We start from the raw sequence: 11,571 nt of genomic DNA on the forward strand, positions 1-11,571 counted from the left end.
GTTTCGTTCTCCTTCAGTTGTAGTCATGGTTGTTTAAGTCATCAGAGAAGATAATATTTCCACGTCTTACAAACTCTGCAAAGATTGCGTCGTAGATGGGGTTGAGAATAAAGTCGGGAATAACGCGGATTAACTTACTGAGCATCGGTGCTACTCCTGAGAAATTCTTGAATCTTTGGCAACTGTGCAATCTCGCCATTATCGTAGTTCTCAATTAGCCACTTTAAGAGGCTTTTTCCGTGCCTTGTATAGCTGCGTGTTGGATGGTCGTATTTCTCACCACACTTTAAAACTGACTTAATAATGTGGCGTATATTTGCACCTGACAGAGCAGCGTCCGATACCGAGGAAAATAAACGCTCAGGAGCCACATTAGGGAACATCTGACTGACGGCTCGGACAGTCCACACAAAGCCGGACAGCTTGTCTGGCAACGGTTCTGGCTCATCGGACTCAATCTCGTTATCGGACTCACTATCCGATGATGTGCCATCTTCCGTCGGACTATCGGACTGCTTTTTATCCCCCAAATTGAACTCCAAATTGTAAATACGCTCCCAGTATTCAGCGTCAGAAAGCTGGTTTTTTTGGGCGCTGTTACCCGTCTCCGATGAACTATCAAAGATGTTATTTGGAGCCTCGGAACCGCCATCAATCCATGAGGTATTCACTTCAATTTGTGGCATTAAACCTAATACGGGATTCCCAATCGTGGAGAGAACAATCGGCGTTTGCTCAGCCATAGAATCCGGGATTAATAGGCTCAATTCCGCTGTTAGTCTATCCCGTGTTTCCTTACTGGCAATGACGTTTGAGTTGTTTAACATTTGCTCGATTACGCCATAAGACCCTTGTTCCTCACCGTTGCTCGTAGTGCGTACTAAACCTTGAGCTAGCAAGGCTAAATTAAGGCGAATATTGCTGTCCGCAACCCCACTAGATGCGATGTTGAAAGTCTGCGTACAGATGAAGTAGCCGACATTATACTGACCCCCTACGGTCGCTATACTTCCCAGTTTGGAAGCCTTCTCTTCCCACAGTTGCGCGTTTCGTTTCTGCACTAAGCACTGGTAAGTGGCGAACCAATCTTCAAGGATTATTTTAATTGGTCGGTTGCGGTAGGTTTCCTCGGTTGCTGGCTTAGATTTCCGACGCTGCAACTTCTCGTAAACCTCATCCAGAAACTTCATCGACTCGTCTGGAAGTAGCGGGTCAAATATCATGATTCGATTTCTCGGAACGCCGGGAAAATCTTCGTATTTCTGGGCGATGACGTAAATCTCTGCCTCTGGGAATCGGGTTGTTAAATCCTTTAGCCACTTACGCAGAGTGCGAGTTTTCCCGCAGCGAGTAGGGGCTGCTAGGAAAATCGAACTGTTTATTGCCACCAAAGAATTTAAGGTTTTGGCTGCTATTTGATGAGCTATCTCAATGTTGGAGTTTGACTGGATGGCGGGCGCTGAATCAGATTCAACTTTGTCACCAGGGTTATTGATGCCGTCGAATGTTTGCGTCCCAGTCAGCCGAAGTTGAAAGGGATTTTTTTGATTCCGCAAAAAGTCGATATATTCTTGCTTTTTATCCTCTGGTAAACCCGCAGTTTCTGCCTCAAAAACTGCTTCCTCAGCTTCCATTTGAGCAATTCTGATATCGGCTTCACCCAAAACTTCACACTGTTTTAAAACCACCGCACAGTCATTCGCGACCGCCTCCACATCGCCCTCGGCCTGTACTTCTTTAATCCTCATTGCCCGGTAATCTTCCAGCAGCTCAGTACGAGCCGCCAGTTGACCTTTTGCGAGGTCGCGTTTCTCTACAATTGCCTCGTAGTTTGCAAGCTGGCGTTCGGAATTCTGCAAGCTTCGAGCGCCAACACCCGCAACCCAAAAACTGCATCCACAAAGCGCCATCCACAACGCTTTATGTGGATTGGTTGCAGGAATTTTCTTATGAACAACTACTAGAGGATTTGCTTTCCACTTCTCTGCGTGGTACTCGGTCATGATGTAGGGTTTGCCTGCCTTATCAACGCATTGCAAAGCACTTTTGTTGCGGATACAGAGTTGCACCCGATTGCTAGCCGTCCCGGTCAAGGCGCTTATTCCGCTATATATCCCAATCACAAGCGCCAAACCGACTGCCGACAACTTAGCGCCAACCGGGAGTCTTTCAAAGGTCAGAAGCAGTGCGCGGTTTGACTTAAGTAATTGAGCGTGTTTTTCGGTTAATGGTGTCATTACTTGCTCCCTCCTTTGGCTTTGAACATTAGGCAGAAAACGATAATGACAAGCCCAATTGAAGGCAAGTAATCAAAGTTACTTGAAACAGGTTTTTTAACCGTCTGAATTTCTTTGATGCCTATCTCCAAGCGTGGCTCTACATCCCCTACCTGCTGTGATTCAGATAACGGTTCGGCAAGGCTAGCAATCATGCCAAGCGTCACTCCAGCGCCGACAATTGCAGTAGGCAAGCGATGCTTAGATTGCCCGGTAATCTTGGCTGCTAAGTAAATCTGATAGATGCCAATTGCAACAATTGACCCGCCTGCAACCTGCATTGAATGGAACATAAAAACCACTGCCGAACCTAACACCGTGAGCGCTACTACTTCGCAAAGATTGGCAGCGTCTCGGTATTGGCGTTCGGCGTTGGTTTCCTCTGGTTGCGGTTGGTCAATTGTTGGTGCTGCTGTAGCTTGATATTGCTGCTGTTGCTGTTGCTGTTGTTGGTGCTGTCCCCCCACAAAAGAGAGGGGACTTGCCCCGATAAAACCTTCGTGCATAGTCCCCTCACTTTTAACGGTTGTTGAAATTCATTACATTCGCAAACCAGCCCCCAAATCCTCTAGGCGAACCAGTTGCCGACACGCTGGCGCTGTTGTTGCTGGCAGATCCAATAGTCACTGGCACTTTCTCCTGAATCCCTTTATCCGAGCCGACTGTTGCGCGACTGAGCAGCTTCTGTCGGCGTTCTCGAAGTGATTCTTGGATTGTTTGGCGCTTTTCTGCAACCTCGCCCCTGTTTGCGATAGCTTCCATCTTGTTCTCGTGTCGCCACAGCTCAGCCTGTAAGTCGCCTGTGAGCTCAGAAGCAATCTCGGCTAGTCCGTGCTGACGCTTGGTTTCAATCTTCAGCATTGCTGCACGGTCTTTGGCATCTAGTTGCTCCATCTCAGACCCAAATTCCGCATTGAGCTTGCGGATTTTAGCGATGGCATTCGCAACTTTGGAGCCGAATTGTTTCCTGATTTCAGTCCATGTGACCTGACCGTCGGCAATTTTTCCCATCGCCTCCAAATAGGTTTTAGCGTTATCCAAAAATGGCTCTAAGACTAGGGCAAGCTGCTCGGCATTAGCAGCTTTGTCCGCCATCGCCTCAAGCTTGTTAACATCGCTCAAATAAGAGAGGATGTCGGCTTCTACATCGCCCCAGTCTCCCGCTTTTTCGTCAACATAGGGGCTGTGTCCGGCTGCGGGATTGCGTATTGCTATGCTACTGCTGTCGTTGCGTCCAAAATCCATAGTACAATCTCCTTAGATAGAACTCTCCCAGCGCAAGCTAGGAGAGGTTTACAAAGCCAGCCGCCTACTTTTCGACGGGTGACGGCTGGCTGAAATTGTTGCTGTTGTTGTTGTTAATCGTGACGTTGCCGTGAATGATTGTCGGCTCCGGGACTCGTTTTGCTCCAGACTGATAGCCTGTGTCGTAGCCGACCGCAAAGACAAGAGCGTTGGTCAATAACGCACCGCCAATCATCAGCCGTGTCACGTTTTTGTCGAAGTCTTTGTCATCATCAAGCATCGCCTAAACCTCCTCAGATTTCACGTCAATTGCATCGCCATTTTTAGATAAGTCCTGGCGTGTTGGTGTTGGCTTATGGTTGATAACTGTGCCAGCGATAAAATCACCCTCGATTTTCTCGACATAGTTACCACCGTTCGTGTTAATAACCCGTTTGCCGGGTTTACCGTCTTCAAACACCACACCGTTAATAATCCGTACCATTTTTAATCCCTCAAACTACTAATTTGACCAACTACTGCAATCGCTACAGCATCCGCTACACCTTCATCTCGCAACTGTAATGCAGCAGCCTGTATAGCTTCCTGTGGGCGGTTTCCCACAACATTAAAGGTTCTCGTTGTGTTGCATTCCCGGCTGACTTTCACTTTAAAAAAAGCCATTATTCTACTCCCCCTAACTGCATAGCCCGCAATTGCGCTAATACTTCGTTTTGTGCCTTCTGTTCAGCTTGAAATATTGCCAAGCCTTGTGCTGCGCCCCGGTTTTGTGCTGCGTTGATTCTGGCTTGGCTTAAGTCAGAATCACGTTTTTGTGCCGCTTCATTCTCTGAGGCAATTTGAGCCAGAACTTGCATAACCGACTGATTCAAGGATGCCGAGGTAGTTGCAGCATTTTGACCAAGTTGAGTGATGCGTTGATCCAATGCTGGGGTGTATTCGTTGATTGTCAATGCTCCGGCTGGGGTCGCAGAAGGTGCGGTCGGTGTGGCTTCTACCAGCTTTCGCAGTTCGCTAAGTTTTCCTGCATTCAGTAGTTTGCAAGCTTTCAGGGCAAGCTCAGAGTATTGAGTGGCCCGCGCACCCCCACGCCGTAAGGCTTTAAGCTCAATGCCGTAGATATCTTGTAGCTTGGCAATCGCCTTCTGCAACCCAGACTTATTCAAATTAAGGATGCGCTGCACTTGCGCCGCTGAGTACCAACGTTCAATCGATTCTCTGAGAGAGGAATCGATTTCTGTAACCTCTACGTCAATCACAGCCTGGTTTTTAAGTTCCATAGTTTCGCCTGCTTTGGGAGAATCAATTTAGAATCGATTTGGAATCGATTCTGATGTTCGCCATCATAGCACATCACATCATGGTTGCACATAGTACAATCAAAACAGAAGGTGACAGAACATAGCATGATGGAAGGAGAGATATTGAATATGAACTAATGAGTAGAAAACTAAATGCTGTAATTCCCGATGAAACTTGGGAAGCTTTAGATGAGATAGCTAACCGCGAAATGCGTACCAAAAGCCAGATGGCAGCAATCCTTTTAGGAGAAGCGATTGCAGAGTACCGCAAGCGGCATTCTTTAAAAAATACCGAGGCTGACTTAGCAGATGCTGCCGATCGCACATCCGACCCGCAGCCACCAGAACCGGAGCCAACCGCAACCAAGCCAGCAACTGCAGGAACAGCCAAGCGGGGCAAGGCAAGTAAAAGTGCTAGTTAATGTCTAGCGAATATCTAGCAGATGTCTAGCAAAGGAAACGTCACAATTCAACCCAAACCATGCCGAGCGCCATTCCTTGACCTCTATTACGCAGAAGTAAATGAATAGTTCCAATGATCGATTAGACCGAATAGAAGCAATCCTTGCAGCCACCGCAGTGCAGCAGCAGGCAAACACCGAGGCTCTGACCAGGCTGGAAGCTCAGACTTTTGCCAACTCCGAGGCGATCGGGCGGTTGGAAGTTCAAACTCTTGCCAATGCGACAGCCATAGATCGCCTGACTGATCGCATTGACCAACTCACCGATCGCGTTGACCGACTGGCTCAACGTTTTGACGGTCTGGTTTCAGCAATTGGGAGCCATCAAGAAGCGCTGAGGCTGATTTCCCAGCAGAACAACGAATGGCGGGAGCAAATGCGAATCATTCAAACAGAAATCCGCGACATCTGGCAGTACCTCAACAACCAACTCCGAAACCGGGGCAACGGTGGCGGGCAAAATTGAAGCGATCGCCCGTGGGAGAGATGGCGGCGCGGTTGATCGGCGACTGTGGGGAGTTGAGGCTGTGCGGGCGATCGGCTACTTATTAAATAGATCGTTTACGGTTTTATTAGGGGTGAAAATACCACTTTATGTAAAGTGGTAAATACGCTAAATCACCGATGCCTATTGGTTTCTCGATCCAATTCTGTGGTGTTTTTTTTGGCTTATAAGCCTGCAAAAATACACCCTATCGCCAGAAAAAGCAATAGGCGATCGACTGATGTATATATCCCGGATATATACGCTGTTAACTAATTTTTTAGGGAAAAGAGCGAAGGCTGTCCGATCGGCGCAGTGAGGATGCTGGGATTTTGGGTCAAAAATTTGCCAATATCGCGCGATCGAGACAAATTATCTAAATCTATGGCAAGAATTGCGATTGATACAGTATCATTGTCGGTAACTCTGAAGCGAGGATACGAAAAATGGCGCGAAGGTGGAAACACTCGGTAACTGTCTACTTGACTGAAGCCGAATATCTATTAGTAACAGGCAAAGCATCACAGCTAGAAACTTCTAGTTCCAGCTTTACCAAACAAGCGCTCAAGACTTATATAAAGCACATAGAAAAACATCTTGAAGATGCCAAACCTATCGCAGTGTAAGACTTGCAGGCATTATTTCCACTCGCTTTAAGTCAAAAAAATCGCTGCACCTGTTGAGAGGCCCAGCAAAGAAAAAATAATTACAATTTCAATATACCGTAGTCTATCTACTGTTGCTAGCAATTTGTCTACAAGTTACAAACAGACAGCGAACAGTTTGCGGCCTCTCTTAAATATAGGTGTAGCGGGTCAACCTTCCAAGGAACCCAGCTATGGTGTCTATTTTACCAAATTCAGCTAACTCTGGTCAAGAGTTATCAAGTTTAAGCAATTTTAGTCAAGACTCGGCAATTTTAGATAAGTTTGGCAAAGATTACGCAGAATATGTAAATCAATGCTGCTATGAGGATGTTGTGGTTCGATCGGGAGTTGCCGAAGACATCTACGATCTAAACTTCCCCTCTGCGATCGGAACCGCTGTATATGAGCCGATTTTTGCCGATAGCGATAAGACCAACAACAGCAGTATCAGCCTAGAAGCGGCTCGAAATCTTGCCCGGTGTATCGGCGACGCAGGATATTTTTACAAAAATAAATTCTGGCTCCTTTCCGATCTTTGTGGAGCATCGGAGGATGCCAGAAACGGAAACATCAAGGCAAAAGGAATTTTCCGACCTGCGGGCCCTGCTGCTGGTGGCTGGATAGCGAACGGCCGCTTTCGCCAACTCACAGGCGCGACGATCGCGTTAGATGAAAAAGGCAAAGAGCGTCGGTACCACCAGCCAAAAGGCAAGCCTTTAGAAATATTCTTCCCCGCTGTTACGGTTCGAGTTGGGAGGATGATAGCCGAAAAAGCTCGCTTACCCATGCCAGAATTCCCTGTAATTGGATTGGGCGGGGAATGGATTGGATTTTGGGATTGGGCTGAGAGTAGCGGTTGCCCGATCGTCATCACTGAAGGCGAGAAAAAAGCAGCTTTGTTAATTTCTCGCGGATGGGCGGCGATCGGTCTACCAGGAATCACAACCGGTTATAGAGTAACCGAGCGTGGCGAAACCATCACAAAACCCGACGGAACACAATATCAAAAAGCAATTGCCCACGAACTGCACGAAGCGCTTAAACCCTTTGATACCAAAGGACGTGTCGTATTTTTTACCTTCGACTACCGCGACGGGAATTGTTTTGAAACCCCAGAATTCAAAGCTGCCAGCACTACATCTCGACTGTTTGCTAACGTTACCTGCAAAATTGCCCTTCTCCCCGGCCCTCATAAAGCGATCGATGATTTTGCTGTGGCAGGCGGTGATGTAGATGCACTTCTATCGGGAGCTAAAGACTACCAGAAGCTAAGGATTGAGGCCCAATGGCGACGCAATCGGCAATATACTCCAGATCGCGCCCTTAACTCGCGCTATTTTCACGCCTCCGCACCAGCATCCGGCACAATTACGGGCATTTTAAGTGGTTTAGCGACGGGCAAGACTCAATGGCTCAAAGATATCATTGCCAGTAATCCAGAAGGCAGAATCATCGTTTTAGGGAGTCGAAACGGTCTGCTGCTACAGACAGCCGAGAAATGTGGGTTTTACCATCTCAACGCTCACAACGGTTATCAGATGTTCAAAGACCCCAACGCCAGACTCTGCCTGTGCTTTGATTCTTTGCTCAAGCTTCCTCCTGAGATTTTTGAGGGGGCAACAATAATTCTTGACGAGGCAGAAAGCGTTCTCAGGCATTTATTGATGAGTTCCACCTTGAGGCGCGATCGGGAAGCTATCAAAGAGCGATTTAGTCAGGGGTGTCAGGATGCCGATCGAATTATCTTACTAGACGGACACCTCACCGACTATACAGTCTCAATGGTCGCGAAAATTGCCGGGAACAAGCGGGTAATCAAGCATTTGAACGAATACAATGGAAATTGCCCGAAAGTCCGCGTTTTCGAGACTGAGAGCGGGAAACCAACAGCCGCCGAAAAACAGGCTTTTATCAACCTCATAGAAAACTCCGGTTGCCCCGCAATAGCGACCGATTTTTCTGTGCCGGAAGCTGAAGCCCTTGCCATTACTCTCACAGAGAGATTCGGCAAGGGCTTGCTTGTTTGCTCCAAAAACTCGACAGACCCCGATCTGGTTGAATTCCAAACTGACCCAGATGCTTGGATTGAGAAAAATAATCCGGCCTGGATTATCTATACCCCAACTCTTGAAAACGGCATTGACATCAGCATTCTCGAATGGTGTACCGACGTGTTCGGTTTATTCTGCGGGGTTTTGGGTGTAAATTCCTTGATTCAGATGCTGCGGCGCGTAAGGCATCCACTTAATCAAATTTCCATTCTCTGTCCTGGTTTTGGGCTTCAAAACTCCGATCGCACTTCTTACTATGCCAATCAAATCAACCTTCAAATTCAGTTAAATATTGACATTGAGAAGGGATTATTAGGTGCCGAAGAATATATGGAGGATATCAAGGCCCAACTTGAGCGCCAATACTCAGATCCACTTTTTCAGGCTTATTGCCACTTTGAAGCACAGGAGAATCTAGAGAAGTCTGAGCTACGAGAATTTCTCGTGCAAGCTTTGATCGCAGATGGGTACGAAGTCGATCGCCCATCGATCGGGATTGACGAATCAGGGAGGCACATAGAAAACAAAATTCTCTGTAAGGAAAAAGAGGCACAGGAAATTTTCGAGGCTCCTGACATATCCCTAGAGGAAGCACAGGAAATATCCCGCAGCAACAAAGCAAGCTGGCCCGAAAGATGCCAAGCGGAAAAATGCCGACTTAAGACCCAATTACCGGGGATTGAGGATACCGAACTTTGGAATTGGCAATTTGTACACCGGGTCAGGTTTGATGACCGATCGCTCCTAACGCAACTAGAGACAGCGTGGCTCTTCAATAATCCAGAAGAAGCCGAACTGTTGCAGCGAAGCAAATGGGAGACGGGAAAGCTGGAAAGTTCGCTGTCAGACCATAGCTCCCGCTGGCTCAAGCTTAAGACTCTTAGCGAGCTTAAGCTTAGGCAGTTTTTAGACCCCGAACGCACTTGGTCTGAGGAATCTCCCGAAATCCAGGAGTTTCTGAAATGGGGAAAAAATAAGGATGTTGCAAAAATATTAGGGAATCCCGGCAAGAGCGGCATCAAGTACGTTAACCGACTTTTGAGACTTATCGGCGTGTCGCTAATCAGTCGGCAAACCAGGGGGGAAGATAAACAACGACTTTATACCTACCACTACCAGCCTGAAGCCACAACAAAGTTAACAAAAAAAGGCCCCATCCGCGTATGCTCCCTACCCGAAAATTGGCACGAACTTTCTGCTCTGACAGCGGTCAGAATGAGTCAAAAAGTCGAAGCTAAAAAGGCTGCTACAAAAACGGCTGAAACTTCCGCCCCATATAGTTTAAATGCTGTCATAGATGGTTGTGAGTTTATTAATACTCAAATAGAACCATCTATGACAAAAACCACCCCAGAAAATACGACGGCGGGCGAGGCTTCGGCAGAGATGGGGCCACCGACAAGTAAAGGTAGGCTGGGATGGGTTTTGCGTTGGGGGCGGGAATGGGTGCGGGCAAGATTCCTTGCCACCACAGACGGCGCTCAGTTGCGAATGCTGATAGAGAAAGTGGGCGGCGTCTGGGATGAGACGCTTGCATGGCCGCATCAAATCCGCTGGGAGGGAGGTGCATCATGCTAGAAATTACGCAGCAATCCCGATCGCCCGTACAGATCGACCCCGCCACCCACGCCGAATGTTTGGGCTTTGTCCGAGATGCCATTGCCACCGCCGATCGACAAACAGCTCTGGACATCAAAAACGTATTAGCCGAGGTCTGTCAGCGGGGACACGCTGATCGAAACGCAATCTGGGCCGCCCTATCCGACACCGAACAGCAGCAATTCAAGGAACTGCTACTCCCAGCAGCCCACCACTTCGCCAAGAGAATCAAACAGGCGATCGGCTGGAATTCGCCCGGAGTTGCCCTGGGTATTGATTGCGATTTGGAGGACGCGATCGACCGTGGTGAAGTGGTGGCGGCGGATGTGGTGGAGGTTGTCGGCGATCGGCACTTCCTAGATTTTCAGGAATTGGTCGCGCGTTGCCCAAAATATTTTACCGAAATCCCCGCACCGTCGATCGAAGCCACCACCAAAAAATTAGCTAATTTTGGTGTGCCCTAAAGTCAGGCGTTTGCAGTATAAAGTCAGGCGTTTGCAGTATAAAGTCAGGCGTTTGCAGGTATTTGTAGGGGCTGCATTTTACCTGCATTTACCTGAAAATATCCTGCAAATGCCTGCATTTTCCTGTCCCTTTACTGCTTTTTTGTGCAAGGACTGCCTTTGCTTGTTGAGGCTGGTTTTGGCTGTTCTCTCTCAGTAGCAAGCAATGTTTTTGTGATCACAAACCGTGACTAATACGTGCAGACAAAAAATATCTACCCCCCATCAATATTGAGCATATTGCTTACCCGCAGTTCAAACCTTATTGATATGGAATCAGTTTCGATTCGCGAGTCGCTACTGAAGCGTCCATGCCTCAATAAGAGCGGTAAGGTATGGGACAGGGACGGCGAACTATTTTTTTGTGGGAATATATTAGCGATCGCTCCTTACGGCAAGAGATTGCTGCTTGTATTAATCAGGTGGTGAATTATAACCGCCATTAATAGGTGGAAGTTGAGCGACTGCTGTAAACCGACCGACTGCTGTAAACCGAGTCAGGCGGTAAATTTTTATCCGACTGTCAAGCTCGATCGGACAATAACAGTTTAGCCGATTGCAAAGCGCGAGTCCGACAACAGCAATTTATGCAACTGCCAAGGCTGACATAACGGCTACTGTGTTGCCAATTTTCTCACACTTGCTCAATTTGATTTTTAATTCAATTTACTATACCGTAACTTGACTATTAAGTCAATTCACTTGTTGTTAAAAACGCTAAAAATTAGCTAATTGTTGCGTCAGCTAAAGTCAGGCAAGTGCAGTATAAAGTCAGGCGTTTGCAGTATAAAGTCAGGCAAGTGCAGGTATTTGCAGGGGGTGCACTTTACCTGCATTTACCTGAAAATATCCTGCAAACGCCTGACTTTTTCGGTCAAATTACTGCTTTTTTCTGCTGTTCGTGCCTTTGCTTGTTGAGGCTGGTTATGGCTGTTCTTTGTTAGTAGCAAGCAATGTTTTTGTGATCACAAACCAGACTTTTACGTGCAGAAACAAAAACGATG

Annotated in this window: 15 protein-coding genes; 7 read left to right on the forward strand and 8 right to left on the reverse strand. The window is 47.4% G+C overall.

Annotated elements, in window-relative coordinates; genetic code table 11:
• Positions 1–13: 13 nt before the first annotated feature.
• The 8 genes from QUB35_RS29680 to QUB35_RS29715 all read right to left on the reverse strand — a co-directional run bounded on the left by QUB35_RS29680 (position 14) and on the right by QUB35_RS29715 (position 4,801).
• Positions 14–145, reverse strand: a complete 132-nt coding sequence (locus QUB35_RS29680; protein WP_333145236.1) for a hypothetical protein — start codon at positions 143–145, stop codon at positions 14–16.
• Positions 135–2,237, reverse strand: coding sequence for a hypothetical protein (locus QUB35_RS29685; protein ID WP_333145237.1), 2,103 nt, complete (start codon positions 2,235–2,237; stop codon positions 135–137). The genes QUB35_RS29680 and QUB35_RS29685 overlap by 11 nt, the downstream gene beginning before the upstream one ends.
• Positions 2,237–2,782: a hypothetical protein gene (locus QUB35_RS29690; RefSeq protein WP_333145238.1), complete on the reverse strand. Its 546-nt coding sequence runs from the start codon at positions 2,780–2,782 to the stop codon at positions 2,237–2,239. Before QUB35_RS29690 ends, QUB35_RS29685 begins: the two co-directional genes overlap by 1 nt.
• A 13-nt stretch (positions 2,783–2,795) precedes the next feature.
• Entirely contained in the window at positions 2,796–3,521 is a 726-nt protein-coding gene (locus QUB35_RS29695; RefSeq protein WP_333145239.1) for a hypothetical protein, read from the reverse strand.
• Positions 3,522–3,585: 64 nt separating this feature from the next.
• A complete protein-coding gene (locus QUB35_RS29700) occupies positions 3,586–3,801 on the reverse strand; it encodes a hypothetical protein (protein WP_015179857.1) in 216 nt (71 codons plus the stop codon).
• A 3-nt stretch (positions 3,802–3,804) separates the two neighbouring features.
• Positions 3,805–4,005 carry a hypothetical protein gene (locus tag QUB35_RS29705; protein ID WP_194011284.1) on the reverse strand — a complete coding sequence of 67 codons (201 nt, stop codon included), beginning with the start codon at positions 4,003–4,005 and terminating at the stop codon, positions 3,805–3,807.
• A 2-nt stretch (positions 4,006–4,007) separates the two neighbouring features.
• Positions 4,008–4,184 carry a hypothetical protein gene (locus QUB35_RS29710; protein WP_333145240.1) on the reverse strand — a complete coding sequence of 59 codons (177 nt, stop codon included), beginning with the start codon at positions 4,182–4,184 and terminating at the stop codon, positions 4,008–4,010.
• Positions 4,184–4,801 (reverse strand): hypothetical protein, encoded by a 618-nt coding sequence (locus QUB35_RS29715; protein ID WP_333145241.1) that lies wholly within the window; start codon positions 4,799–4,801, stop codon positions 4,184–4,186. Before QUB35_RS29715 ends, QUB35_RS29710 begins: the two co-directional genes overlap by 1 nt.
• Before the next feature lie 158 nt (positions 4,802–4,959).
• Here QUB35_RS29715 and QUB35_RS29720 point away from each other — a divergent pair, with 158 nt between their 5' ends.
• The 7 genes from QUB35_RS29720 to QUB35_RS29750 all read left to right on the forward strand — a co-directional run bounded on the left by QUB35_RS29720 (position 4,960) and on the right by QUB35_RS29750 (position 10,996).
• Positions 4,960–5,244 (forward strand): ribbon-helix-helix domain-containing protein, encoded by a 285-nt coding sequence (locus QUB35_RS29720; RefSeq protein WP_333107861.1) that lies wholly within the window; start codon positions 4,960–4,962, stop codon positions 5,242–5,244.
• 100 nt (positions 5,245–5,344) lie between these two features.
• Positions 5,345–5,749 (forward strand): hypothetical protein, encoded by a 405-nt coding sequence (locus tag QUB35_RS29725; protein ID WP_333145242.1) that lies wholly within the window; start codon positions 5,345–5,347, stop codon positions 5,747–5,749.
• A complete protein-coding gene (locus QUB35_RS29730) occupies positions 5,733–5,891 on the forward strand; it encodes a hypothetical protein (protein ID WP_333145243.1) in 159 nt (52 codons plus the stop codon). Before QUB35_RS29725 ends, QUB35_RS29730 begins: the two co-directional genes overlap by 17 nt.
• Before the next feature lie 322 nt (positions 5,892–6,213).
• The gene (locus tag QUB35_RS29735) at positions 6,214–6,393 is read left to right on the forward strand and encodes a hypothetical protein (RefSeq protein WP_333145244.1); all 180 of its coding nucleotides are present in this window, start codon (positions 6,214–6,216) and stop codon (positions 6,391–6,393) included.
• Between the two features lie 212 nt (positions 6,394–6,605).
• Positions 6,606–10,043, forward strand: a complete 3,438-nt coding sequence (locus QUB35_RS29740) for a plasmid replication protein, CyRepA1 family (RefSeq protein WP_333145245.1) — start codon at positions 6,606–6,608, stop codon at positions 10,041–10,043.
• On the forward strand, positions 10,037–10,528 hold the full coding sequence (locus QUB35_RS29745; RefSeq protein ID WP_333145246.1) for a hypothetical protein: 492 nt from the start codon (positions 10,037–10,039) through the stop codon (positions 10,526–10,528). Before QUB35_RS29740 ends, QUB35_RS29745 begins: the two co-directional genes overlap by 7 nt.
• A gap of 309 nt (positions 10,529–10,837) precedes the next feature.
• Positions 10,838–10,996, forward strand: coding sequence for a hypothetical protein (locus QUB35_RS29750; RefSeq protein ID WP_333145247.1), 159 nt, complete (start codon positions 10,838–10,840; stop codon positions 10,994–10,996).
• The last annotated feature ends 575 nt before the right edge of the window (positions 10,997–11,571 follow it).

Source organism: Microcoleus sp. B13-B6, assembly GCF_036705405.1.
GTDB lineage: Bacteria > Cyanobacteriota > Cyanobacteriia > Cyanobacteriales > Microcoleaceae > Microcoleus.

Excerpts from the sequence above, each read along its gene's own strand:
- QUB35_RS29705 (WP_194011284.1), bottom strand. The coding sequence starts at position 4,005 with ATGGTACGGATTATTAACGGTGTGGTGTTTGAAGACGGTAAACCCGGC.
- QUB35_RS29700 (WP_015179857.1), bottom strand. The coding sequence starts at position 3,801 with ATGCTTGATGATGACAAAGACTTCGACAAAAACGTGACACGGCTGATG.
- QUB35_RS29750 (WP_333145247.1), top strand. The coding sequence starts at position 10,838 with ATGGAATCAGTTTCGATTCGCGAGTCGCTACTGAAGCGTCCATGCCTC.
- QUB35_RS29685 (WP_333145237.1), bottom strand. The coding sequence starts at position 2,237 with ATGACACCATTAACCGAAAAACACGCTCAATTACTTAAGTCAAACCGC.
- QUB35_RS29690 (WP_333145238.1), bottom strand. The coding sequence starts at position 2,782 with ATGCACGAAGGTTTTATCGGGGCAAGTCCCCTCTCTTTTGTGGGGGGA.
- QUB35_RS29710 (WP_333145240.1), bottom strand. The coding sequence starts at position 4,184 with ATGGCTTTTTTTAAAGTGAAAGTCAGCCGGGAATGCAACACAACGAGA.
- QUB35_RS29735 (WP_333145244.1), top strand. The coding sequence starts at position 6,214 with ATGGCGCGAAGGTGGAAACACTCGGTAACTGTCTACTTGACTGAAGCC.
- QUB35_RS29680 (WP_333145236.1), bottom strand. The coding sequence starts at position 145 with ATGCTCAGTAAGTTAATCCGCGTTATTCCCGACTTTATTCTCAACCCC.
- QUB35_RS29720 (WP_333107861.1), top strand. The coding sequence starts at position 4,960 with ATGAGTAGAAAACTAAATGCTGTAATTCCCGATGAAACTTGGGAAGCT.
- QUB35_RS29740 (WP_333145245.1), top strand. The coding sequence starts at position 6,606 with ATGGTGTCTATTTTACCAAATTCAGCTAACTCTGGTCAAGAGTTATCA.
- QUB35_RS29695 (WP_333145239.1), bottom strand. The coding sequence starts at position 3,521 with ATGGATTTTGGACGCAACGACAGCAGTAGCATAGCAATACGCAATCCC.
- QUB35_RS29725 (WP_333145242.1), top strand. The coding sequence starts at position 5,345 with ATGAATAGTTCCAATGATCGATTAGACCGAATAGAAGCAATCCTTGCA.
- QUB35_RS29715 (WP_333145241.1), bottom strand. The coding sequence starts at position 4,801 with ATGGAACTTAAAAACCAGGCTGTGATTGACGTAGAGGTTACAGAAATC.
- QUB35_RS29745 (WP_333145246.1), top strand. The coding sequence starts at position 10,037 with ATGCTAGAAATTACGCAGCAATCCCGATCGCCCGTACAGATCGACCCC.